Genomic DNA, 26,208 nt, shown 5'->3' with positions numbered 1-26,208 from the left:
GAAAAAATTAAGTATTTAGTTTAAATTATCAGAAAATTCATAATAATCTGCGGTCAATAACCCCCTTTTCAATAAAACAATGGTAATATTTTAGTTATATGTATTTTTATAAATTGTATTATCACTGATTGCAATTTTCAGATTTGTAAAATACATGAATGAATATATCGTTATTAACATTGAAATAGGGGATGTTTTTATGACAGTGAAAATAGAAAAAGTTTCAGGTAGTAAGTTATTAACTGGCATTGTTTTATCTATATTAACATACTGGTTATTTGCCCAAGCATTTTTAAATATTGGACCTAAAATACAAACTACTTTTGATGCGAGTCCGGATATCGTAAATATTTCAGTGAGTCTAACCTCATTTGTAACAGGTGTATTTATGGTAGTAGCTGGGAATATATCAGATAAATTTGGTAAAGTGAAATTGACGAGAATTGCTTTAGTGTTAAGTATTGTTGGTTCTTTGATGTTGATTGTTTCAGGAAATGTTGTAATGCTACTACTTGGTCGTATTGTACAGGGACTTTCTGCAGCGATTATCATGCCAGCCACAATTTCTATAGTGAATGATTTTTTTGACGGTGATGATAGACAAAAAGCACTCAGTTTTTGGTCAATCGGTGCATTTGGTGGTACTGGGTTATCTTCCTTTTTTGCAGGAGCACTGGCTACATTTATTTTTTGGCAGTCTATTTTTATATTATCGATCATATTATCAATTGTAGCTTTAGTTTTACTGCGTAAATTACCAGAAAGTCGGATTAATAAAGCAGAAACGAGCCCGTTTGATTATATCGGTTTAATCATTTTTATTATTATGATTGGTAGCATTAGTTTTGTCATCACGCAAGGCTATAAAATAGGTTGGTTAAATGCTGTAACAGTAATCTTATTTGTCATATTTTTAATTTGTATATACATATTTTTCAAAGTAGAACGTGTCAAAAAGGTGCCGTTTATCGATTTAGATTTATTTAAAAATAGGCCTTATATTGGTGCCGTTTTAGCTAACTTTTTATTGAATACCGGTGTAGGTGTGATTGCTTTATTAAATATGTACGTACAATCCGGCTTGAAATTAACAGCTTTCCAAGCAGGATTGTTAACTTTACCTTATTTAATTTCATTATTGCTAGTCATTCGCTTAGGTGAGAAGAGTATTAAAAGATTTGGTGCAAAACGCGCAATGATTATCGGCCCAATATTTACTGGCTTAGGTGTATTAATGTTCAGTTTGACATTTTTTGATACTACGCTTTATGTTGTTGTAGCGCTAATTGGTGCTATATGCTTTGGTGGCGGTACAGGATTATTTGCGACACCAGCTTTAAGTACTGCGGTTTCTACGACTCCACCGGAAAAAGTAGGTGTTGCTTCAGGGATTTTTAAAATGGGATCTACATTAGGCGGTGCATTCGGTATAGCAATTATGACTTCTATTTTTACTGGTATAATTCAAAGTGGTCAAAGCATACACATTGCAGCGGGTGTAGGTTTTATCATGGGGACTTGTTTAGTATTATGTGGTGTATTAGCAAGTACACTTGTTATACCAACACGGAAAGTGCGTCAGTGAAGGGTATTTCGTTTATTAATCGCTAGGTTGAGTCTAGGTATTATGATTCGTTCCACGCCTTTTTCATTAATTATGTGAAATGGAGTGCTTATGAGGAATATATTTCATGACAAAATGTAGTTAATAAGTATATCTGATCTTGTTGCTATACAATGACTTAAAGAGTGATTACCGAGTTTTTCTATCATGACTTGTATCGACTGTATCTATTTTACAATAAAATATAAAAAGATTATGATAATCACAAAATATACTAGAAAGAAGTGGTATGATGCACTATAAAACATATTATGAGTCACCGATTGGTCGGATTGCACTTACGTCAGATGGTGAAGCAATTACAGGCTTGTGGTTACCGAAACACGATGATTTCGAATCAAATTATGACGAGGCATTAACAGAAGCGGAATTACCAGTTTTTGAAAAAGTTATTAGTTGGCTCGATAAATATTTTTCAGGAAATAACCCGAAAATTGATTTTGCACTGAAACCTATAGGAAGCGAATTTAGAGAGCAAGTTTGGGATGTTTTATTGAAAATACCATATGGAGAGACTGTTACTTATGGTGAAATTGCTAAAGAAATAGGTATTAAAAGAAATAAGCCAAATATGTCTTCACAAGCAGTTGGTGGTGCGGTTGGTACAAATCCGATTTCTATTATAATTCCATGTCATAGAGTCGTTGGAAAAAACGGTAGTCTTACTGGATACGGTGGTGGCATTGATACAAAAATAGAGTTGTTGAAATTGGAAAAAGTAGATATGCAACCGCTTTACAGACCAAAATATAGTACGAAACCTTAAGCGTAAATTTGCGCATGACTGAAAAATATTGTAAATAAATATTATTATTTTATACATTTTGTATTTTTTATCAATAAAATTTTCTAAAAATATAAAGTTGTTTCTCTTGCTCAGTGTGTTATCCTATAAAACGTCTTTTTTATTATTATTAGAGGGGTGGAAAATTTGGATAATACAAAAAAGTCGTTTTCTAGTGTGTTTATTTATTCAGCACTAGTCGTAGGCTTATTAGTAGTTATTGGAGCTATTTTTCCAGCTAAATTTGGGGAAATTACCGGTGTTATTTCTTCTTGGGTGACAAAAACGTTTGGTTGGTATTATATGTTACTGTATACAGTAATTTTAGGTTTTTGTGTATTTTTAGTATTCAGTCCTATTGGAAAATTGAAATTAGGCAAACCGACAGATAAACCAGAATTTCATACAGTATCTTGGTTAGCGATGTTATTCAGTGCAGGTATGGGCATAGGTTTGGTGTTTTATGGTTCTTCAGAACCGATATCACATTATTTAGCACCGCCAACAGCAGATCCTGAAACGAAAGAAGCGATGGCACAAGCCTTTAGGTCTTCATTTATTGATTATGGATTTCATCCTTGGGCAGTTTATGGCGTAGTGGCATTAGGTTTGGCATATTCTCAATTTCGTAAAGGAGAAAATGGCTTAATTTCTAGAACGCTAAGACCAGTGTTGGGCGATAGAGTAGATGGCCCAATTGGTGTCATTGTTGATGTTTTAGCGGTATTTGCAACTATTATTGGTGTTGCGGTTTCTTTAGGTGTAGGGGCAATACAGATAAACGGTGGTTTAAATTATTTATTTGGTGTGCCGAATAACTCTGTTGTTCAAGGAATTATTATTGCTGTAGTTACCGTATTATTTTTATATAGTGCATGGAGTGGCTTGAGTAAAGGTATCCAATATTTAAGTAATTTAAATATGTTTTTAGCAGCATTGTTGCTTATTGTTATCTTTATTGTAGGACCAACCGTATTGATATTAAATATGATGACAAGCGGTACTGGTGATTACCTTAATTCACTGATTTTTAATAGTTTAGATGTAGCACCATTAAATGAACAAAAAGCTGAGTGGTTGAAAAGTTGGACGATTTATTATTGGGGCTGGTGGATGAGTTGGAGTCCATTCGTGGGTATATTTATTGCGAGAATCTCAAAAGGTCGTAGTATTCGCGAATTTGTAATTGCCGTATTAGGCGTACCCGTTGTGATTAGTATTATTTGGTTTAGTGCTTTTGGTGTAACTGGCATAGATGTTGGACAAGCTCATAGCGAGATATTTAAAATGCCACCAGAAACGCAATTGTTCGGTATTTTTAATGAGTTACCATTTGGTTTTTTATTATCAATTATTGCGTTAGCATTAATTGCTTCATTCTTTATCACTTCTGCAGACTCTGCAACCTTTGTTCTAGGTATGCAAACTGCATATGGTACTTTGAATCCTTCAGGATTTATCAAAATTGTATGGGGACTTGCATTAGCAGCTATCGCTTACGTATTATTATTAGCTGGTGGTGATACTGGACTAGATGCATTACAATCAGCGGCAATTATTTCTGCTTTACCGTTTAGTTTTGTCGTTATATTAATGATGATTTCCTTATATAAAGATGGAAATGAAGAGCGTAAATATTTAGGGTTATCGTTACAACCCAAAAGAGAGATTGAAACACAAGATTTAAACGAAACAAATCGTGATTAATTCTTATAGGAAATTTCAACATAGTGACTTTAATATGATAAAAGAGGATGCCTTTATGTAAGTGAAGTAAAAGGTATCCTCTTTCTTTTATATAAAAAGACCCGTAAGTGAATATTAAAAATTCATTTACGGGTTTATAAATAATCTTTGATGTTAGATAAAGTTATTCAGATATAGACATTTTTATGTCATTAATCATTCTGAATAAAGTGAGATAAGATTAAGTGAATTGAAACTTAATTTAATGTATTATAATTACGAATATGATCATTGATACTTTCGAGATAGAAAATACCTTTTGTTTCATTTGCTAGCTCAACATCATGGTCAAATTCAAGGTTGTCGAAACGTTTGAAAAATGTTTCATATGTGTCAACAGAGATTTCTGTACGATGATTTAATAGATTTTTATGTTTTTCTATATCAAGCGCATCTTGATAACCTTCCACTAATTTACCGCTAAAGAATTCACCAACAGAGCCTGAACCATAGCTGAATAGACCAATTGTATCACCAGCGTTTAATTCGGTATGTGTTTCTAATAATGAAATCAAGCTTAAGTACAATGACCCAGTATAAATATTACCTACATAACGGTTGTAATAAGTTGCCGCGTCATATCCAGAAGTTAATCGTTCTTTAGTTTCTGTGTTGATATCTTCAGTTAAGATAGAATCAAGTGCTTTTTTACCCATTTTAGTAAATGGCACGTGGAAACATAATGATTTAAATGTATCTAGTGTAGTATTATATCTACGTGCATATTCATTCCAACTTTCTTGAAATGAGTGGATATAGGCATCTTTTGATAATGCACCATCCACAAGTGGATACGGTTGTCCACTTGGACGCCAAAAATCGTATACATCTTCTGTAAATGCAACTGCGTCATCATTTAGTTCAAGAATACGTGGATTTTGTGTTATCATCATAGCAACTGCACCTGCACCTTGCGTTGGCTCACCGCCAGATTCTAGGCCGTAGCGCGCAGTGTCACTAGCAATAACTAAAACTTTTTCATTGGGACGGCTAGCGATATAATCTTTCGCTAATTGAATTGCAGGCGTGGCAGCGTAGCAAGCTTCTTTCATTTCAATACAACGTGCGAATGGTTGAATACCTAAAAGATTATGTATTTGAACTGCAGATGCTTTAGCAGAATCTATAGCAGATTCAGTTGCAACAATAACCATGCTAATTTGTTTTTTATCATCTTCAGAGATGATTTCTTTGGCAGCATTGGCACCCATAGATACAATATCTTGGCTCATTGGGCTGACTGCCATTTCATTTTGCCCAATACCAATAAGAAATTTATTTGGGTCAACTTGACGAGATTCGGCAAGTTTAGCCATGTCTACATAAAAATTTGGAACATAAAAATTGATTTGATCAATACCAACTGTCATAAAGTGTATCGACACCTTTCTTTAATAAATAAGCAATTGTATCATATCAAATCACATGTATAAAATACAATGATTTACCACATGTTCAGAAGGAGAATAATAATGAAAAAAATAGCAATCGTAAGTGCCAAGCGGACACCTATAGGAAAATTCAGAGGAAAATTAAGTAATTATACTGCAGTAGAATTAGGTACAAAATCGTTAGAAGCTGCAATGTCAGCAATTAATCTCAAACCTGAAATGATAGAGCAGGTCATTTATGGCAATGTACTTCAAGCTGGAAATGGTCAAAATCCTGCGCGACAAGTTAGTATCAACGCAGGTGTACCTAATACTACACCTGCGATGACTATTAATGAAGTCTGTGGTTCAGGATTGAAATCGATTATATTAGGCAAACAACAAATTCAATTAGGTGAAGCAAAAGTAGTAGCAGTAGGAGGCATTGAAAGTATGACCAATGCTCCCCAAATATTACTTAATGAAGATGCAGCGCCAGTAGAAAGTTTTATGCATGACGGTTTAACTGATGCATTTCTAAATGTACCAATGGGCATTACTGCAGAGAAAATAGCAGAAAAATATAATGTTACACGAGCAGAACAAGATGAATTTGCGAATGACTCGCAACATAAAGCGGCACAAGCTTCCAGCTCAGGTAAATTTGATAATGAAATTGTTCCCTTAACAGATAGTGAAGGCCAATTAATGACAGCAGATGAAGGTATTCGTGGAAATAGCAGTGTTGAAAAATTAAGCACATTAAAAACAATATTTAAAGAAGATGGTACTGTCACAGGAGGGAATGCTTCAAGTATCAACGATGGCGCATCAACAATTATTTTGATGGATGTAGATTATGCAAAACAAGAAGGATTTGAAATTATTGCAACATTAGGTGAACACGCGGAAATTGGCTGTGATCCTGCCTATATGGGGTACGCACCGTACCATGCAGTGACGGAATTATTAGCAAAAGCTAAGAAAGATATAAATGATATTGAAGTTGTAGAAATGACAGAAGCATTTGCTGCTCAAAGTATACCGGTTAAAAATAATTTGGGGATACATCCTGATAAGCTTAACTTATACGGTGGTGCTATTGCTATAGGTCATCCTATAGGTGCGAGTGGAACGCGGTTGGTGACAACTTTAGTGAATATCTTATCGCAAGAAAATAAACAAAATGGTATTGCAACTGCATGTATTGGTGGCGGTTTAGGTATTGCATTATATGTAGAAAAGGGGGATGCATGATGTTACCATTAGGCAAAGATTTTCGTCATTTATCACGTGAAGAAAAGTTAAACTGTCTAGTCGAATATGGTTGGTTGAATAAAGAAAATCAGGATATGTTATTAACACATCCTTTAATTCCAGAAGAAATAGCTAACAGTTTAATTGAAAATGTGATCGGTCAAGGTGCATTACCTGTCGGATTACTACCTGAAATTATTGTAGATGACAAATCATATGTTGTTCCAATGATGGTTGAAGAACCTTCTGTTGTTGCAGCTGCAAGCTATGGTGCAAAATTAGTTAATGAAACAGGAGGTTTTCATGTCATCGCTAGTGAGCGGTTAATGATTGGACAAATTGTTTTTGATAACGTAAAGGATACCCAACGGTTATCTCAAAATATTAAAAATCTTGAACCAAAAATTAAGCAAATTGCAGATGAGTCTTATCCCAGTATTATTAAAAGAGGTGGCGGTTATCGTCGAGTTGAAATAGATACTTTTCCTGAAGCACAGTTAGTATCACTCAAAGTATTTGTAGATACGAAAGATGCAATGGGCGCTAACATGTTAAATACAATATTAGAGGGGATTTCTGCATATTTAAAAACAGAAATTGAAGATGTAGATATATTGATGAGTATTCTTTCTAACCATGCCACTGCTTCTGTGGTTAAAGTACAAGGCGAGATAGATGTTCAATCACTATCGAAAGATGGACGTGACGGGGCCAAAGTAGCACATAGAATGGAAAGGGCATCTGTGTTAGCGCAAGTAGATATTCATCGTGCAGCAACACATAACAAAGGTGTTATGAATGGTATTCACGCAGTTGTCTTAGCTACAGGTAATGATACACGCGGCGCCGAAGCCAGTGCTCATGCTTATGCGAGTAAAGATGGACAGTATCGAGGCATAGCTACTTGGCAATATGATGCATCACGTCAAAAATTAGTTGGTACGATTGAGGTTCCAATGGCATTGGCAACAGTTGGTGGAGGGACACGTGTATTACCTATTGCACGTGCTGCCTTAGATTTAATGAAAGTTGACTCGGCACAAGAACTTGGTCATGTTGTAGCTGCAGTTGGTTTAGCTCAGAACTTCGCTGCATGTCGTGCACTTGTTTCAGAAGGTATTCAAAAAGGTCATATGAGTTTACAATATAAATCATTAGCAATTGTCGTAGGTGCTCAAGGTGACGAAATTACGAAAGTCGCTGAATTGTTAAAAGAAAAGCCGAGCGCAAATGCGGCTATGGCAGAACAAATTCTCAATCAAATGAGAGAAGCACATTAGTAATTAAATGATGTTTTTATAATAGGTGTAATCGTGTCTTTAAAACATTTTATATGAAAGGCGGAGTGATGATACATTGTTTTCATTACTCCGTCTTTTTGTACAATCAATCATTGTGAATTAAACTATAAATATTTTATTTTGGGATTTGAGTTCAATATAATATAAATGAAAAGATTAAAAGAAATGAGGGAATATGATGGGCAATAATATACCGGCATTATCATATGATCACACGAATCATTCTGTGGTGCCACTTTTAGCATCGGAACAAAGCCTACAAACAATTACTGCAGAACCGTGGCTGGAAATTTCAGATGAAGGATTACAATTAGAAGGGTTATGCTTTAATAGAAATGGAGATTTAACACTTTGTGAAGTATTTGGTGGAACTATCTTTCACGTGACTTTACCAGACAAAAAAGTCACTCAGCTTTTTAAATCACATAAAGAAAATCCTGCAGCTGTTAAAATCCATAAAGATGGAAGACTATTTATTTGTTATTTGGGTGATTTCGAACGTTCGGGTGGCGTGTTTGCGGTTAATGCTGAAGAAAAAGCAGAAGAAACGATTGTGTCAGACATTGATACAGAATACTGTGTGGACGATTTAGTGTTTGATAGTAAAGGTGGATTTTATTTCACTGATTTTAGAGGATACTCTACAAATCCTAAAGGTGGTGTATATTATGTTGCGCCAGATTATAAATCCATAACGCCTGTGATTCAAAATTTAGCAGTTGCTAATGGCATAGCTTTAAGTACTGACGAAAAAACACTATGGGTAACTGAAACAAATGCGAATCGATTACATCGCATTGATTTACTAGAAGATGGCGTGACCATTGCACCATTTGGCGCTTCTATACCTTATCATTTTACTGGCCATGAAGGGCCAGATTCATGTTGTATAGACAGTGATGATAATTTATATGTTGCAATGTACGGACAAGGCAGAGTGTTAGTGTTTAATAAAAAAGGTTATCCTATTGGACAAATTTTAATACCAGGACGCGATCAAGGGCATATGCTTCGTTCAACACATCCTGCATTTATTCCAGGTACGGATCAATTAGTGATTTGTGCCAATGATATTGAACAAGGTGGCGGTTCTTGGATTTATACAGCAAAGGGATTTGCAAAAGGTCATCATAGCTACCAGTTTCATTAAAGTAAGATAAAAAAGCGTTTTAAGTCATTGAGTGGGACAGGAATCTCGATTTCTTAAAAAGGTTTCGTCATCTCATCGCGACAAGAACAACAAGCATTAAACAAAGCATAAAGTGATTAACTGAGCTAAAGTACATGTTTAACTCCTACTAACTTAATGACTGACAATATGAAAGTCTGGGACGAATCAACGTCGTCCCAGGCTTTTTCAGTATACACTACCTTTGTTAGTAGTTTTTATATATTAATTATGTAGAAATCATAGCATTAAATTGTTAATTGAAGTTTATAAACACGATCGTAAGGCGAGGTGCTTTGTTAATTTTAAGTATAACAATAAATTAATTGAGATAAAATTCATTAAAAATTTATAAATACACTATTGAAAGCGCATACATTTTTAAGTATGATATAAATTAACAAAGGTAGGTGTTTGCTATTTTAAAGTCAAAAGATAAGCATAATGATGAAAAACAGGATTTAAAGAAGCCGTTAGGAGTTACGTCGGCAGTTGTTACATTGTCAATTATGATTATTACTATGTTAATAACTGTGGCGGTATTAGAAAAAGAACCTCATATACCATTAATGATAGGTACTGCGGTAGCGATTATTGTGACAATGCTACATGGTTATGAATTTAGTGAAGTAGAAGAAATGATGTACAAGGGTATACGGCATGCGTTGCCAGCGATTGTTATTATTATACTTGTAGGTTTAGTTATTGGTTCATGGATTGGTAGTGGTGTTGTAGCAACGATGATATATTATGGACTACAATTAATAGATCCGCGGTATTTTTTAGCAGTTGTAGTTATATTATGTGGTGTCGTAGCGTTAGCGATTGGAAGTAGTTGGTCTACAATGGCGACTGTTGGTGTAGCTTCAATGGGGATTGGAGTTAGTATGGGGATTTCTCCTGGTATGGTTGCTGGTGCAGTCATTTGTGGTGCTTATTTTGGGGATAAGATGAGCCCATTATCGGATACAACAAATCTTGCTTCAGGCTTATCTGGCGTTGAATTATTTGAACATATTAAGCATATGTTCTATACAACTATTCCGGCAGTAATTATTGCATTAATTGCATTTTTCTTTATTGGTATGCAGTATGGCAATAAAAATTTTGATACGAAACGCATCGATGCAATTCTTAGCACTATGCAAGATAATTTTGTAATTTCACCATGGTTGCTGTTAGTACCTTTAGTAGTTATTGTATTGGTCACGTTCAAAGTCCCAGCGATACCAGCCATTTGCGTCGGTATTATATTTGGTTTTTTTGCTCAAATTTTTGTGCAAGGTGGAACAATAACAGAAGCGCTGACAGCTTTGCAAACAGGATATACGATTGAATCAGGTAATAAACTTGTAGATGAATTATTTAATCGAGGCGGATTAGAATCAATGTTTTATACGATTTCATTGACCTTAGTAGCGATGACTTTTGGTGGTGTGCTGGAATACTCAGGCATGTTATCTGCATTGATTTCAGTGATTTTAAAAGTAGCGAGAACAACTGGTTCATTGATTGCATCAGTCATTGTTTCTTGTATTGGTACTAATTTTACATGTTCAGAACAATACATATCTATCATTGTACCTTCTAGAATGTATGCGAGTGCTTTTAAAGACAAGGGTTTACATCCTAAAAACTTATCTAGGGCATTAGAAGATGGTGGAACGTTGACATCAGTATTCGTTCCTTGGAACACGTGTGGCGTATTTATTGCATCAACGCTAGGCGTATCGGTAATGGAATATGCACCATTTGCTATTGTGAATTACACTGTTCCTATAATTTCAGTCATTTTTGGCTACATTGGGTTTAAAATAATTAAATTAAAAGATTCAGATAAGGCGCATACAGATAATACTAACTTAGCTTAATTTTTTGAATTTTATAAAAATTAACCATTTAATCTAAACAGAGGAGAAAACAAGTGAAACTTACTTGTTTTCTCCTTTTATAGTGAAATTTAGCACAAAAATTTGATCACTCAAGTTACTTTGGCTTGTCAACGTACTAATCATACTAATGTTCCAAATGATGAATTGATTTAAAAGATTGAAAAAAAGATATTTAATCGTATACTAGGATATACAAATTGAAGTTTAATATAGAGGAGCATATATATGGATATTAAACATATGAAGTATTTTGTGGAAGTCGTAAATCAACATGGTATGACAAATGCATCTAAATCATTATATATCGCCCAACCAACAATAAGTAAAGCGATTAAAGACATTGAAAAAGAATTGGATATGCCACTGTTTGATCGAAGCAAACGCCAACTTGTACTAACAGATGCTGGCTCAGTTTTTTATCATAAAAGTAAAGAAATCCTATCTTTATACAAAGATTTACCTAAAGAAATTAATAGTCTACTAGGTTTAGAAACAGGTCATATTAGTATTGGTTTGTCTGCAGTCATGAATATGAATAAATTTATACATATTTTAGGTGAATTCCATCAACAATATCCTAATGTAACTTATAATTTAGTGGAAAATGGTGGCAAAATGATTGAACATCAATTAATTAATGATGAAATTGACATCGGTATTACAACTTTACCAGTAGACCAGTCTATTTTCCATTCGTTGCCGTTATATCAAGAAGAGTTGAAATTAGTTTTGAATAAAGAACATCGTCTTGCGCAATATCAACAAGTGAAAATGAGCATGTTAAAAGACGAAGACTTTATCCTTTTTAATGAAGATTTTTACTTGAATGATAAAATTATTGAAGCAGCAAAGAATGCCGGTTATATACCTAATACAATATCTAAGATTTCACAATGGAACTTTATTGAAAATCTGTTAAATGCTCATCTAGGTGTCAGTATTTTACCGGAAAATATCGTAGGTTTATTAGACAGTGACTTTAAAAATATAACACTTGAAGATCCAGGCATGAGTTGGGAATTAGGTGTGATATGGAAACGAGATAAATATTTAAGTTATGCAACCAGGCAGTGGATTGATTTTATGAAACAACGTTTATAAAAGAAGTAGATAGGCGCTACGTACTATTTGTGGGAGTAGTTTGGGAATCAAAAGAATGTTTTGTTTTCAAACCTATTCCCGCTATTTTTTAGCTGTAAAAACCGATACTTAAAAAGTCATTTGAAAAGATACATCGAAAAATAGTCGATCAAATTAATAAGTTATAGCTATTTGGAATATGTAAAATCGCTTTCATAGAAAATAGTAATAGGTATTATGAAAAAACAATATTTTTATTATATTTAATGGCGCGTTATACTTAGTCATGTAATCAACAAAGTAGTTAAAAGTCAACAGTTCAAAAGTATTAAAAAGGGTGATGAGTATTGCAGGTAGCGCTAAAGATTGTCAAAATTATGTTTCAAGCATTAATTATTATGGGTATTACTTTTATTGGTAATAAAATTCAAATGATTTTTGATATTCCGATTGCAGGCAGTATTGTTGGATTAATTTTATTTTTCTTATTACTGCAATTTAAAATTATTCCGACAAAATGGGTAGAAGAAGGCTCTAAATTTTTCTTAGCTACCATGGTATTTTTCTTTGTTCCATCTGTCGTAGGTATTATGGATGTCGCTAGTATGATTAATATTAATTTTGTTTTATTCTTTATCATGATTGTTCTAGGCACATGTTGTGTTGCTTTAATTTCAGGTTTTATTGCTGAAAAAATGGTTAAAGCTGAACAATACGGGAATGGTCAAGATTAGATGGTACTTCTAAAAGCATTGTTAATGATACTATTGACAGTTTGTATGTACGTTGGAGCAAAAAAATTACAATTTCAATACCGGAGCCCATTTTTAAACCCTGCCCTTATATCATCGATTGGAATTATCGTTGTATTATTATTATTTAACTTAGATTATCAACAGTACATGGTCGGTGGTAAGTGGATACACCAACTATTAAATTGTACAGTTGTAACATTAGCATATCCACTATATCAAAATCGTCATAAAATATTAGCTAATGGTAAAATTATATTTAGCAGTGTAATTACAGCAGTAATTTTGAACTTTGCATTTGTTTATGTCATATTAAAAATGTTTGGTTATTCAAAAGAAGTTATTGTTACGATGTTGCCAAGATCAATTACAGCTGCAGTAGGTATTCAGGTATCTCACCAAATGGGTGGTGTTGATGCAATAGCAGTGTTATTTATCGTTGCAACTGGTTTAATCGGGAGCATTTTAGGAGCATATTTGATTAAGTTCGGAAGATTTAAAACTTCTATTGCAAAAGGCCTAACTTTTGGTAATGCATCACATGCTTTTGGTACAGCTCAAGCACTTGATATTGATTTAGAAGCAGGCGCGTTTAGTTCAATTGGAATGATTTTGACTGCATTATTAAGTTCAATCGTCCTCCCGATACTCATAATCTTTTTATATTAAGCAATAGTGTTAAAGCACAGTATTAACTATTTTAAGGGATAATAAATAAATCGTTAAAATTTGGAAGGAGCAATTTTTACAATGGCAAAAATTAAAGCAAATGAAGCATTAGTAAAAGCATTACAAGCATGGGAAATAGATCATTTATATGGTATTCCAGGAGATTCTATAGATGCAGTAGTAGATAGTTTAAGAACTGAAAGAGATAATATTGAATTTGTTCATGTGCGTCATGAAGAAGTAGCAAGTTTAGCAGCTGCCAGTCATACAAAATTAACTGGTAAAATTGGTGTTGCATTAAGTATCGGTGGACCAGGTGTCGTTCACTTACTTAATGGTATGTATGATGCCAAAATGGACAATGTGCCTCAACTTATTTTAGCAGGACAAACAGATAGTACAGCACTAGGAACAAAAGCATTCCAAGAAACAGATATCAGTAAAATGGTAGACGATGTGGCAGTCTATAATCGTCAAATCTCTGAAAATGATAAAGATATATTTGGTATTGTTAATGAAGCTATTCGTACAGCTTATGAGAAAAAAGGTGTTGCAGTTTTAATTCTGCCAAATAACCTATTGACAAACAAAGTGAAAGATACAACAAATACACCAGTGGACACTGCGCCACCAGCACGTATTGCACCAAAACCACGTAGCATTAAAAAAGCTACTAAGTTGATCAACAAAAGTAAACGTCCAGTTATGATTATTGGTACTGGTGCTAAACATGCTAAAGATGAAGTGAAAGAATTTATTGAAGCGGTTAAAATTCCTTCAATCATTACTTTACCAGCAAAAGGTATCTTAGCTGATGCACACCCATATAATTTAGGTAACTTAGGTAAAATTGGTACTAAAGTATCTTATCAAACGATTCAAGATGCTGATTTACTAATAATGGTAGGTACAAACTATCCTTATGTTGACTATTTACCTAAGAAAAATATCAAAGCAATTCAAATCGATACAAATCCAGAAAATATTGGACATCGTTTTGACGTAAATGCTGGTATTATTGGTGATAGTAAATTAGCATTGCAACAATTAACAGATAGTGCTAAACATGTGAAAAATCGCGACTTCTTAAATAAAACATTAGAAAGAAAAGCGACTTGGGATTCTTGGATGGATAAAGATAAAGCAGATGAAAGTTCACCAATTCGTCCAGAACGTCTAATGGATGCAATCAACCAAGTAAAAACAGATGACGCGATTTTCTCAATCGATGTCGGTACATCTACTGTATGGTCAACACGTTATTTAGATTTAACAGTAAATAATAAATTTATCGTTTCTAGTTGGTTAGGTACGATGGGCTGTGCGCTACCAGGTGCATTGGCAGCAAAACGTGCTTATCCTAATCGTCAAGTAGTTGGTATAGCAGGCGATGGTGCATTTGAAATGGTAATGCAAGACTTTGCAACAGCAGTTCAATATGATTTACCAATGACTATATTTGTTTTAAACAACCAAGAATTATCATTTATTAAATATGAACAACAAGCTGCTGGAGAGTTAGAATATGCAATTAACTTCACTGACATAGACTTAGCGCAATTTGCTGAAAGTTGTGGTGGTGTTGGTTATACACTTAAAGATCCAAATAGAATTGATGAAGTCGTAGAAGAAGCAATGGCTCAAGATAGACCAACTATTGTCAATGTTTATGTTGATCCAAATGCTGCACCATTACCTGGTAAAATTGTAAAAGATGAAGCTATTAACTATGGTAAATGGGCATACAGATCTATTACAGAAGATAAAAAATTAGATTTAGATGAAATTCCACCAATGTCAACAGCTGTCAAACGTTTCTTCTAAATCATTATAAATAAAAGATTCAGAGACTTTAATTTCTCAGACTAAGATTAAACGCCAATTCCTATTGAAATATGATAGGAATTGGTGTTTTTTGCTTTGTAAAGTTTTGTATCAAGTTGCGGCCGGATTCTAATAAATACAAAGTGATTTTGTAGCGTGCTGACGCCTAGGGAAAAGATATGAGTGAGAGACTACAGGCTCGAATCATATTCCCAGGCAAGCATGCACGGACAAAATCACAATATTTTAATTATCAAGAGATTAATCATACACTTTTTAAAACTTTTTCAAAAAGATGATTTGATGATTTAATTTAAGATATTTAAAAATAGATTGAAAGTTCAGCATAATATCTATAAAGTGTATTATTATAATAGTTATTTATTAAATTGATTTATCAGGTCAGTTTTAAGTCACAGTATTTTTCAATTAAAAACAATTTAATGGGGGATATTTAAAATGTTCAAATCAATTTTCAAAAGGATAACATTTAAAACGCCGCATACATATGCATTGTTGTTATTTATCATTGTTGTAGCAAGTCTTCTCACATATTTAATACCAGCAGGGGAATATGCACGTGAAAAAAAAGACGGACAAACATTGGTTATATCAGGTTCATATCAAGAAGTATCACAACATGGCGTTTCGTTTTTTGATATATTTCGGGCGATTCCGGAAGGGTTATTGAGTGGAGGAGAAATTGTATTTTACATTTTCTTAGTAGGTGGCGCATTCGGTATTGTTCATAAAACAGGAGCCTTTGAAAATGGTGTGAATAAAGCTATGAGCACACTAGGTTCTTATAAAGTATTGATGATTCCTTTGACTATGACGATATTTTCTATATTAGGATTTTCAATTGGATTAGCAGAAGAAACAATTATCTTTGTTCCTATTGGGATTATTATAGCGAGAACATTAGGATATGATGCGTTGACAGGAGCTGCAATGGTTATACTTGGAGCAGCAAGTGGTTTTATTGGTGGTATGTTAAATCCATTTACTGTTGGTGTCGCGCAATCTGTAGCGGAGTTGCCACTATTTTCAGGATGGGGACTGCGTTCGATTATTTATATTTTTATTTTATTGGCAGCTATAACAACAGTAATGATATATGCACATAAAGTGAAACAAGATATGTCGAAAAGTATTGTTTACGAACTGGAACAAGCTGAAGGACAGTCAACGGCAACGATGGATACACCACGCTTTACAAAGCGACAAAAAGTAGGTTTATTACTCATTGTTGCAGCGATTATATTAAATGTGTTTGGTATTTTTAATTATGGTTGGTCCTTTAACGAAATGAGTGCTAATTTCTTATTAGCAGGTTTACTTGCAGGTGTCATTGGTGGATTGGGCATCAATGGGACTTTTGAAGCTATGATAGAAGGTATGAAAGATATTTTATTTGGCGCAATGATTGTTGGTTTTGCTAAAGGTATTATTGTTATTTTAGAAGATGGGCAGGTAATAGATACTATCGTCCATGGTATGACTACCTTGCTTACAGATGTCCCTTCGTCGGCAGTAATTATCGCGATGTTTATCTTACAATTCTTTTTAAATTTCTTTATACCATCAGGTTCTGGACAAGCATTAACTACTATGCCACTCATGGTGCCAATTTCCGACTTGTTACATATCAATAGACAAATTACTGTACTTGCATTCCAATATGGTGATTCAATCAGTAACGTCTTATTTCCAACTTCTGCAATTTTAATGGGTGCTTTAGCTGTCGGAAAGATATCCTATACACAGTGGCTTAAATTTGCTTGGAAATTAATTTTAGTGTGGGTCATTATATGTTGCATTGGTATGTCAATAGCCCTGATGATAGGTTATTAATCAATATGGATTAAGTTATACAATTAAGTTGAAATTTATGTTGTTAGGCGTAGTATCTGATATTAAAGTATGAATTGAATATTGGATATACGCCTATTTTTATATTATTAATTATTAAAATGTTGAAATATTCAGAAATTACAAATAAGATATGAGATAAGACACTAGTAAAGAAGGTGAGGCAATGCAATATAGACCATTTATAGAAATACTGCCAAAAGTTACATTGAGACCGCCAGATCTTAAAATGGCCGAGGCATTATTTGAAACCATTCAAGAAAATTTCGCGCATTTATCTCGATTTTTAGATTTTATTACAGAGGATCTCACTGTAGATGCAGAAAAATCATATTTAAAAATGATGATACAACATCAAGCTGAAAGTAAAGGTCAATTATTTCTAATCTATTACGAAGATAAATTGATTGGCACAATAGATTTACATAAAATAGATTTAAAAAACAGCAAAGCAGAAATAGGTTACTGGCTGGCGAAAGGCTATACAGGTAAACGAATTACGACAGAAAGTGTTGCATTTATATGTGGCTATGCATTTAAAATTTTAGGACTGAATAAACTCACGATTATTGCTGATGTGCGAAATATTGCTAGCAATAAAGTTGCTGAAAATGCAGGTTTTCATTTTGTCGCTACTGACGTTCAAGACATGAATGATGGTGAAAATTTTCAAGATATGAATCGCTATATTTTATTAAGAGATCATTATGATTTGGCAGAAAATAATTAAACGTAAGATTGATTGTCTATATCAAGCATGCTTAATTGTATCTGGTGTATCCAATACTCAAGCAATTGTTAAATTATTGAAATGACCCATATTTACTTTGGCAATACGCTGACAAAAAGATGATAAAAAGGGGGTTACGGACTTGATGGCTAGAGGCATTAATCATATTGGTTTAACTGTACCTGATATTGAAATAGCAACAGCTTTCTTCAAGGAAGGTTTAGGTGGTCGTATTTCTTATGATAGCCAAACTAAAATGGATGAACCTAGAGGAGGTCAATTTGTTGAACATGTATTAGGATTGGAGAATGGCGCTGAAATTGTAAAAAAAAGAATGATGGTGTTTAATGATGGTCCTAATATAGAGATGTTTGAATTTGTACAAGCCAACCAAAAAAGCGCCGTAAATTTACAAGATATTGGTTATACACATATTTCGTTTTACGTGGATGACTTTGAAACATCGCTTAATAAAATTAAACAAGCTGGGGGACGACCTATCTCTGAACCTCATAGTAATACAAAATATGAAGATACAGATGGTAATCGTACTGTATATGTGAAAACACCATGGGGAAGTTTGATTGAATTACAAACAATACCAAATGGTTATTACTATCCTAAAGATAGCGAGGCAAGCGTATTTATTCCAGACGTGTAAGAAATATTGACACAGGAGGTCAAAAGTAATGTTAAGCAAAAAATTAGATGTCGCCAACTTATCCACACCTATTCATAAGTTAGAGCACTTAAGTCAACGTTTAGGCAAAGAAATTTATATTAAAAGAGATGATTATACTGGCACAGAAATATCAGGGAATAAAGTAAGAAAGTTAGAGTATACGATACAATATGTAATTGATCATGGATACGATACGATTATTACAACCGGTGCAATCACATCTAATCATGCTAGAGCAACAGCAGCACTATGTGCAAAGTATCAAATTGAATGTCATCTCGTACTAAAAGGCACCATGAAAGCTTTTGAAGGTAATTTATTTTTAGACGCTATGTTTGGCGCACATATACATGTGATTGACGACAATCAGTCTAGAGAAATAGCGATGACTCAATTGAGACATACAATAGAAGGCAAAAATAAAACACCTTTTATGATACCAACGGGTGCATCAGATTGGATAGGCACGCATGGTTATATCAATGCCTTTGAAGAAATTTTAAGACAAGAAGCCGAATTAGGTTGTCATTTTGACTCTATTAATGTCGCCGTAGGTTCAGGTGGCACATATGCAGGTTTATGGTTTGGTAAGCACAGTAATAAAATTGATACTAAGATAATTGGCTATGCAGTCAATGAAAGTGCGGCGACCTTTAAAAATAAAGTGCAAACAATCATTAATCATTTAGATGAAAGCATAGACACATTCGATACAATCACCATTAACGACTGTTATATTGGATTAGGTTATGCGCAAGCAACAGATGAAGAATTAGCATTTTATATTGACATTGCACAACTAGAAGGTATTGTATTAGACCCAACTTATACAGGGAAAGCTTTTAGAGGTATGGTTAAAGAAATTCAAGCAGGAAAATATGATGATCAACAAGCAATTTTGTTTATTCATACGGGTGGTTTACAAGGTTATACAGAAGAAACAAGAACACGTATTCAACAATTGCTGCCACATTTCGATAATAATTTATAATAAATTGAGATTGAGGATTATGATAACTTTTTGTAGTCTAAAGCAAATAAATTGCTAAAAAGACTGTATATAGTGCATAATATTAAACACTTTATAATTAAGGAGGGTGTTCTAAATGACGCAAACATTAACTTCTATGGATGAATATCATTCATTTATTAACAAATATCCGCTCGTAGTCGTTCACGTAATGAGAGAAAATTGTAGTGTTTGTCACGCGGTATTGCCACAAATTGAAGACTTGATGCGCGAATTTCCAGACATACCGTTAGGCGTGATTAATCAAAGTAATGTAGAAGCAATTGCTGGTGAATTATCAATATTTACTGTACCAGTTGATTTAATCTTTCTCAACGGTAAAGAAATGCATCGCCAAGGCAGATTTATTGATATGCAACAATTAGAACACCAATTATCCATGATGCATGAAAGTTTAAAATCATAAGTGAAAGTGAAATAGATAAAAATTGTATATTATAAGTGCTTAGACATCCTGTTGTTAGTGTATTAACATAAAAGTAATACTAATAATAGGATGTTTCAATTTAAAAGGATTATATTTAAAAATAAATTGCCTAAAATAAAAAAGAGGTAAATTAAAACACAAGTATCATATATAATAAAAATAATGTATGATAAGATTAATCTATTGAATTGAGGAGGAGTATTTATGCGCATAGAAAGAATATGTCCGAATGAAGCTGAAGCGCTGTATACTTGCATGAAAAAGATTGATCAAGAGACACAATACATGCTTTATTTACCTGATGAAAGAAGTTTTAATAAAGATAGCCTGGTTGATGATATTAAACATAATTTTTATATTGGTGTTAAAACAGATGAAAATGATATCTTAGGATATTTATCTGTCCATATTAGTAGGTTAGCTAAAATTAAACATATCGGTTACATCGTGACAGGCGTGTTAAATGAACAACATCATCAAGGATTAGCTACAAAGATGTTTCAAGAAACAATAAAGTGGGCAGAGCGGAAAGGGTTAAGAAGACTTGAATTAACAGTCATTACAACCAATACTCCGGCAGTTAAATTTTATGAAAAATTAGGCTTTAAAATTGAAGGTATTAAACATGAATCTATTTATATGGATCATCATTTTTATGATGAACTATATATGTCAATGATGATAAATCAATCATTTTCAATAGATTCAGCTATACTCGAACGTTAACTTAATATAAGTTATCAATACATATTAATATTTTGAGTGACCTATCTAATAATTGAGCTTAACCTTCTAGTCATAAATCAATCGTTTATTGGAGGTAGTATAAGATGCTAAAAAAAATATTAACCTTTGCAAGTGTTAGCGTGATAGCTTCATACTTATTTGCCAAGCTTATAGAAAAACGTAGTTATCAAAGCTTTTTGTATGAAATAATGATTAGAGCGACAAAGATGAAACAGCCATTTGAAAAGAAAATAAACGCACAAAAGGCGCTTGCGTCTGTAAAAGCACAAACGCAAGGCGAGTATGCAGGCACGGATTATAACTTTGACAATGCCGTTTATACTAAAAAATTGCACGATATAACCAATTATGTTGTGAATGATAGAGAAGATCATCAACAAAAAGTAGTGATATACATTCATGGTGGTGCATGGTTCCAAGATCCGCTGCCATATCATTTCGAATATATAGATATGTTGGCAACAGCATTTGACGCAAAAGTAATCATGCCAATATATCCAAAAATTCCACACGCAACTTATAAGGAAACTTTCGAATTACTAGAAGAAATTTATAGATATGAATTAGATCAAAAGATGAGTTCTGAGTGTATTGTTATTATGGGCGATTCGGCTGGAGGTCAAATAGCATTATCTTTCGCACAATATTTGAGAACGTTGGACTTACCACAGCCAAGTGATATTGTGATGATTTCACCTGTGCTGGATGGTACATTTAGTCATCCAGAAATTCATAGCTATGAAAAAATTGATCCTATGTTAGGTGTTGCAGGAAGCAAATATTTAATTAGCTTATGGGCTGACAAACTGTCATTAACGGATTGGAGAGTATCGCCAATATATGGAACATTCAATGGATTAGGAAGAATGACTATTTCAATAGGTACCAAAGAAACACTTTATCCAGATGCTGTTAAGCTATCGCGAATGTTAAATGCTCAAGGTATTCACCATAACTTTATCCCAGGATACCAACTATTTCATATTCATCCTATTTTCCCAATTCCTGAAAGAGCACAATTTATCAAAAAGTTAAAAAAGATTATAGACTAACATAATCACATATTAACACGGTAAACATTTTGGGTTGATATGATAAAACACCACGATGAGGTTTGAATTCATTGAATATATATTTAGAGGTTTTTCAACAATTTCATTCACATGTCTTTGATATATTATTTGTAGGAATAAGTACTGAAGTTTCCATTGGTAGTGTATGTTGAGCCATGTTATAACCATTATACATAAGTTACCTTGATAATTTAGTATAGTTAGTGTTTATTAAATTATCAAAGTGACTTGTTTTTAAGTGTTTTAATGTAAAATTAGATATGGATGCGTTGTATTTTGGCGAGATGCTTGAGGGAACAGGATAAGTTGAAGACGACAGGCTGAAGCTGTCCCCATAAAAGAGCGAGCCAACAATACGAAGTATTGAGTAACAAAAAAGCACGCAGATGAATTGATTTAAATCAATTCATCTGCGTGCTTTTTTCTAGGATTTATGTACCAAATTCCATTATGTTTTTATAAGATTATATCAAAAGCGTAATGATGGCCGATTTATAATCATGCTTATTTTGAGTTATTTAAATAAGTAGAGAAGAAATCTGTAAATAAATCAACAAATGTTAGATATACATCTTTTTCCACATGCTCATCTACTTGGTGTGCTTGGTTAACAGCACCGGGACCATACATAATAAATGAAAAGTTTTCATCTTTGTCTACCAGTAAATCAGACGCGTCGGTAACACCAGGTGAAGCTTCAGTTGGTAATGTAGTATTTAAATATTTTTCTCCCATTTCAACAGCAAGTTCAGTCAATTTATTTTCTCCTGTAGTATAAACAGGTGGTCTAGACATGTATGTGTCAATATCAATATCCGTTTGTTCAGTTTCGACTTGCTTTAAGATTTCATTGAAATATGAGATGAATTGTTCGTTATCATGCTCAGGAATTGTACGAATATTAAATTCAGATTCAGCATGTTCTGGAATTGAATTTACCTGGTTACCCCCGTTGAAAATTGTGGCATTCATAATTGCATTGCCTAACAAATCATTGCTTTTAGTGAATTTTTCAAAGCCTTCATCAGCTTTATAAACAAATTTTACTAATGGTGAAATTGCATTGAAACCTAGCTGTGGCATAGAACTATGTGAAGCTTTACCACGGGAAGTGACACGAATGTCCATAGAGCCTTTGTGTGCATAGATAATTCTATCTTGAGAAGGCTCAGCAATCACAAGTGCATCGACATCATTCATGTATCCTTTATCTTGAAAAGTTTTTGCACCTTCACCTACAATTTCTTCACCAGCAGTTGCCAATAAACGAATTTTCCCATGTTGTAATAAGTTTTGATCATGAATATCTATCATACTGATGACTAATGCTGCTAAACCTGATTTCATATCAGCTGAACCACGACCATACAGTTTGCCATCAACTTCAGTAAGTTTGAATGGATCATATGTCCATTTACTTTCATCACCAGCAGAAACAACATCCATATGACCAGAAATGCCCAATATTGGGCCATCTTTACCGATTTCAGCCACTAAGTTTGCACGACTGTCGTTAATTTTAATGATGTCGGAATTTATGTCATGTTCTGCTAATAACTTTTGCAGATATTCACAAACTTCGATTTCATTGTTATTAACGGATTTAATGCTAATCAAGTCTTCTAAGATTTGAATTTTCTCTTGATCAGTAAACTTACTCATAATAAAAACCCCATTTCAGATATAATAAGAAAACTAACACCATAATTATATCTGAAAATTCAGACTGTTTGAAATTAAACCCCTCCGTAAAAAGGCATAATAATGAGAATTTGAACAAATTGTCAAAAATAAGTTACAAAAATTAAACATGGTTTTTAGATGCGTCATTATCTAAAGACCATGTTTTTATCGTTTTATATTGGTTGATTGTTGGTTGACCTATGTGTTTAGATTGCAAATGTTTAGGGGTAGAACGATTTTCTTGTGTAGATGAAGTAGATGGTTCGGAAGATTTTGTGGTGTTGTTAGTCTCATCTACATTTTCAATATGTCTCGTATTATCTGTATCAAGTACTGCACCACGCATATCATTGCCTTGGAAACTGCCTACTAAAATCATGATTAAATAACCACAAGTTATAAGCGCAACAATAATGAGATAGAGTGAAACAGTTAACTTTACAGGTTTGCTCATGTCCATCCTCCTAGAATATCTTTAATTCCTTTCACCCTTAAGATAACATTCGAATTTTAATAATGTGTAAATTTCAAGTAAATATTATATTTCGTATTTTTAACTTTAATTAGTAATTGATGAAAAATTTTTATATTATTTTTTGCTTAAAATTTTTAACTGAAGAAAAAGCATTATCGTTGATATGAAAGTATTTAATATAATCTTTAATATAATTTTACATTAAATGTAAATGTGTATTTACATTCAATTAACAGTTAATTTATAGACTTTATATAAAATCAACAACTACGTGGTAGCATGTCATTATTGAAAGGTATAATGATTAGATTATAAATTTAAGATCATTTTTGTAATGTTTTTTTGCTAAATTAATGATTTTAGCATGTAATTAATAAATACGCTGATGAAAAGAGGGACAGAGTTTGCTACTAATCATAATTTGTGTAGGCGTTATTCTATGGTTAGGAATTGTCGAGAAACGAAGACATTCTGACAGATTAGAAAAGATTCCTATACGTATTAATATAAATGGTATTAGAGGTAAATCAACGATTACACGCTTGATTTACAGTATTTTGCGGGAAGATAAATACCGCGTGATTGGTAAAACAACTGGTACAGATGCACGTATGATGTACTGGTTTACACCAAGAGAATATCCAGTATATAGGAAACCTCAGGGTGCAAATATCGGCGAACAACGAGATATCGTCAGAAAAGTTGTGAAACAAAGAGCTAACGCATTAGTCAATGAGTGTATGGCAGTTAATCCAGACTATCAAATTACATTCCAAAAAGATTTAGTGAAAGCGAACATTGGTGTCATTGTTAATGTGATGGAAGACCATATGGATGTGTTAGGACCAACTTTAGACGAAGTTGCTCAAGCATTTACAGCAACGATTCCATATAAAGGACATCTCGTGGTAATGAAGGACGACTATACTAAATTTTTTGCTAAAGTAGCTAAACGGCGTAAAACAAAATTAATTGTAGTCGATAAAGAAGAAGTACCAGAATCATATTTACGAGAATTTGGATATATTGTCTTTCCGGATAATGTAGCAATTGCAATGGGAGTTGCTGAAGCATTAGGCATCGACAGAGACACTGCCTTAAGAGGTATGTTAAACGCACCACCAGATGTAGGTGCTGTTGAAGTTAAATACTTTAATGCAAACAATACAAGGAATGTCTATGTGAATGCCTTTGCAGCAAATGAGCCACAATCTACTAAAGCAATTTTAAATAAAGTAGAATCATATAATTACCCATATCAAAGAATTGTTATAATTTTAAATTGTCGCTCAGATAGGGTAGATAGAACCCGACAATTTGTAGAAAATTTCATAAAAGATGTACCGTTCGATACATTAATTTGTACTGGAAAAAGTACCCAAATGGTATCGGAAGTGATGAGAGAATTACCCGATAAAAAATATTTGAATTTTGAAGGTAAAAATATAAGTGAAGTTGAACGTGCGCTTTATGCAGAATCACATAATGCTTTGATATTCTGTGTTGGTAATATTCATAGACCAGGAAAAGAAATCGCACAATATATAGAAGGGATACATTAATATGATAGGTTCAGAGTTATATTTTTCATTATTCGTGGGGATTGTTTTAAGCCTCATATTTGCCGAAAAATTCGGCATTAGTCCTGCTGGATTAGTTGTTCCAGGATATCTAGCGCTGATTTTCGATCAACCAATCATGCTGCTATCTGTACTAATCATTAGTTGCATTACATATTTTATTGTGAACCATGGTATTAGCCGCTTTGTTATTCTTTATGGGCGTAGGAAATTTGCTGCAATGATATTAACTGGAATGGTTTTAAAATTTATATTTGATTTAATTTATCCATTAACGCCATTTAAGATGGTAGAAATGTCCGGTATTGGTGTTGTAATACCAGGTATCATCGCAAATACTATACAAAAACAAGGTGTCGTAATAACTTTATCTACGTGTATGTTATTAACATGTATTACATACATTGTCTTATTCTTTTATAGCTTTATTAATTAGTAAGGA

23 protein-coding genes and 1 pseudogene are annotated in these 26,208 nt (G+C 33.3%); 20 read left to right on the top strand and 4 right to left on the bottom strand.

What is annotated here, in order from left to right; translation table 11 throughout:
• The first annotated feature begins 199 nt into the window (after positions 1 to 199).
• The 3 genes from KA833_RS00980 to KA833_RS00970 all read left to right on the top strand — a co-directional run bounded on the left by KA833_RS00980 (position 200) and on the right by KA833_RS00970 (position 4,115).
• A complete protein-coding gene (locus KA833_RS00980; protein ID WP_210128176.1) occupies positions 200 to 1,585 on the top strand; it encodes an MFS transporter in 1,386 nt (461 codons plus the stop codon).
• Positions 1,586 to 1,856: 271 nt separating this feature from the next.
• Positions 1,857 to 2,390, top strand: coding sequence for a methylated-DNA--[protein]-cysteine S-methyltransferase (locus tag KA833_RS00975; protein WP_210128246.1), 534 nt, complete (start codon positions 1,857 to 1,859; stop codon positions 2,388 to 2,390).
• Between the two features lie 165 nt (positions 2,391 to 2,555).
• Entirely contained in the window at positions 2,556 to 4,115 is a 1,560-nt protein-coding gene (locus KA833_RS00970; RefSeq protein ID WP_210128178.1) for a BCCT family transporter, read from the top strand.
• Between the two features lie 236 nt (positions 4,116 to 4,351).
• On the opposite strand, the gene KA833_RS00965 is transcribed toward KA833_RS00970, so the two are convergent.
• Complete coding sequence (locus KA833_RS00965) at positions 4,352 to 5,524, bottom strand: hydroxymethylglutaryl-CoA synthase (protein WP_046206743.1); 1,173 nt, start codon at positions 5,522 to 5,524, stop codon at positions 4,352 to 4,354.
• A 102-nt stretch (positions 5,525 to 5,626) separates the two neighbouring features.
• Between KA833_RS00965 and KA833_RS00960 the strand changes: the two genes are divergently transcribed.
• The 15 genes from KA833_RS00960 (at position 5,627) to KA833_RS00890 (ending at position 22,007) form a co-directional block, all read left to right on the top strand.
• A complete protein-coding gene (locus tag KA833_RS00960; protein WP_210128181.1) occupies positions 5,627 to 6,781 on the top strand; it encodes a thiolase family protein in 1,155 nt (384 codons plus the stop codon).
• Complete coding sequence (locus KA833_RS00955) at positions 6,781 to 8,061, top strand: hydroxymethylglutaryl-CoA reductase, degradative (RefSeq protein ID WP_210128189.1); 1,281 nt, start codon at positions 6,781 to 6,783, stop codon at positions 8,059 to 8,061. Before KA833_RS00960 ends, KA833_RS00955 begins: the two co-directional genes overlap by 1 nt.
• 196 nt (positions 8,062 to 8,257) lie before the next feature.
• Positions 8,258 to 9,232 (top strand): SMP-30/gluconolactonase/LRE family protein, encoded by a 975-nt coding sequence (locus tag KA833_RS00950; RefSeq protein WP_070037326.1) that lies wholly within the window; start codon positions 8,258 to 8,260, stop codon positions 9,230 to 9,232.
• A 428-nt stretch (positions 9,233 to 9,660) separates the two neighbouring features.
• Entirely contained in the window at positions 9,661 to 11,121 is a 1,461-nt protein-coding gene (nhaC, locus tag KA833_RS00945; RefSeq protein WP_081338766.1) for a Na+/H+ antiporter NhaC, read from the top strand.
• A gap of 246 nt (positions 11,122 to 11,367) precedes the next feature.
• The gene (gene cidR, locus KA833_RS00940) at positions 11,368 to 12,243 is read left to right on the top strand and encodes a cidABC operon transcriptional activator CidR (protein ID WP_046206747.1); all 876 of its coding nucleotides are present in this window, start codon (positions 11,368 to 11,370) and stop codon (positions 12,241 to 12,243) included.
• A 326-nt stretch (positions 12,244 to 12,569) separates the two neighbouring features.
• On the top strand, positions 12,570 to 12,956 hold the full coding sequence (locus KA833_RS00935) for a CidA/LrgA family protein (RefSeq protein ID WP_046206748.1): 387 nt from the start codon (positions 12,570 to 12,572) through the stop codon (positions 12,954 to 12,956).
• The gene (locus KA833_RS00930) at positions 12,957 to 13,643 is read left to right on the top strand and encodes an LrgB family protein (protein ID WP_046206749.1); all 687 of its coding nucleotides are present in this window, start codon (positions 12,957 to 12,959) and stop codon (positions 13,641 to 13,643) included.
• 81 nt (positions 13,644 to 13,724) lie between these two features.
• Complete coding sequence (locus KA833_RS00925) at positions 13,725 to 15,467, top strand: pyruvate oxidase (RefSeq protein WP_046206750.1); 1,743 nt, start codon at positions 13,725 to 13,727, stop codon at positions 15,465 to 15,467.
• Between the two features lie 459 nt (positions 15,468 to 15,926).
• Positions 15,927 to 17,321, top strand: coding sequence for a YfcC family protein (locus tag KA833_RS00920; protein ID WP_210128191.1), 1,395 nt, complete (start codon positions 15,927 to 15,929; stop codon positions 17,319 to 17,321).
• A 184-nt stretch (positions 17,322 to 17,505) separates the two neighbouring features.
• Positions 17,506 to 18,069 carry a GNAT family N-acetyltransferase gene (locus KA833_RS00915; RefSeq protein ID WP_210128193.1) on the top strand — a complete coding sequence of 188 codons (564 nt, stop codon included), beginning with the start codon at positions 17,506 to 17,508 and terminating at the stop codon, positions 18,067 to 18,069.
• A gap of 145 nt (positions 18,070 to 18,214) precedes the next feature.
• Positions 18,215 to 18,730: a VOC family protein gene (locus KA833_RS00910; protein ID WP_210128197.1), complete on the top strand. Its 516-nt coding sequence runs from the start codon at positions 18,215 to 18,217 to the stop codon at positions 18,728 to 18,730.
• Between the two features lie 28 nt (positions 18,731 to 18,758).
• Positions 18,759 to 19,742, top strand: coding sequence for a D-cysteine desulfhydrase family protein (locus tag KA833_RS00905; RefSeq protein WP_210139438.1), 984 nt, complete (start codon positions 18,759 to 18,761; stop codon positions 19,740 to 19,742).
• Between the two features lie 115 nt (positions 19,743 to 19,857).
• Complete coding sequence (locus KA833_RS00900; protein WP_073344240.1) at positions 19,858 to 20,187, top strand: thioredoxin family protein; 330 nt, start codon at positions 19,858 to 19,860, stop codon at positions 20,185 to 20,187.
• 225 nt (positions 20,188 to 20,412) lie between these two features.
• Positions 20,413 to 20,934: a GNAT family N-acetyltransferase gene (locus KA833_RS00895; protein ID WP_046206756.1), complete on the top strand. Its 522-nt coding sequence runs from the start codon at positions 20,413 to 20,415 to the stop codon at positions 20,932 to 20,934.
• Positions 20,935 to 21,038: 104 nt separating this feature from the next.
• Positions 21,039 to 22,007 (top strand): alpha/beta hydrolase fold domain-containing protein, encoded by a 969-nt coding sequence (locus KA833_RS00890; RefSeq protein WP_210128199.1) that lies wholly within the window; start codon positions 21,039 to 21,041, stop codon positions 22,005 to 22,007.
• A 10-nt stretch (positions 22,008 to 22,017) separates the two neighbouring features.
• Here KA833_RS00890 and KA833_RS14050 read toward each other — a convergent pair.
• The 3 genes and pseudogenes from KA833_RS14050 to KA833_RS00880 all read right to left on the bottom strand — a co-directional run.
• Positions 22,018 to 22,203 (bottom strand): annotated as a pseudogene (locus KA833_RS14050) (IS5/IS1182 family transposase); the annotation flags it as partial.
• Between the two features lie 329 nt (positions 22,204 to 22,532).
• Positions 22,533 to 23,690, bottom strand: coding sequence for an ArgE/DapE family deacylase (locus KA833_RS00885; RefSeq protein ID WP_064209257.1), 1,158 nt, complete (start codon positions 23,688 to 23,690; stop codon positions 22,533 to 22,535).
• Between the two features lie 142 nt (positions 23,691 to 23,832).
• On the bottom strand, positions 23,833 to 24,165 hold the full coding sequence (locus KA833_RS00880) for a hypothetical protein (protein ID WP_046206759.1): 333 nt from the start codon (positions 24,163 to 24,165) through the stop codon (positions 23,833 to 23,835).
• Between the two features lie 425 nt (positions 24,166 to 24,590).
• Here KA833_RS00880 and pgsB point away from each other — a divergent pair, with 425 nt between their 5' ends.
• Positions 24,591 to 25,748: a poly-gamma-glutamate synthase PgsB gene (pgsB, locus tag KA833_RS00875; protein WP_210139436.1), complete on the top strand. Its 1,158-nt coding sequence runs from the start codon at positions 24,591 to 24,593 to the stop codon at positions 25,746 to 25,748.
• Position 25,749: 1 nt separating this feature from the next.
• Complete coding sequence (gene pgsC / locus KA833_RS00870; protein WP_210128200.1) at positions 25,750 to 26,202, top strand: poly-gamma-glutamate biosynthesis protein PgsC; 453 nt, start codon at positions 25,750 to 25,752, stop codon at positions 26,200 to 26,202.
• The last annotated feature ends 6 nt before the right edge of the window (positions 26,203 to 26,208 follow it).

The sequence above is a fragment of the Staphylococcus sp. GDY8P67P genome (assembly GCF_017892545.1).
Taxonomy (GTDB): domain Bacteria; phylum Bacillota; class Bacilli; order Staphylococcales; family Staphylococcaceae; genus Staphylococcus; species Staphylococcus ureilyticus.
Note: the sequence above shows the minus strand (reverse complement) of the source record. Positions and strands in the feature narration are given on the sequence as shown.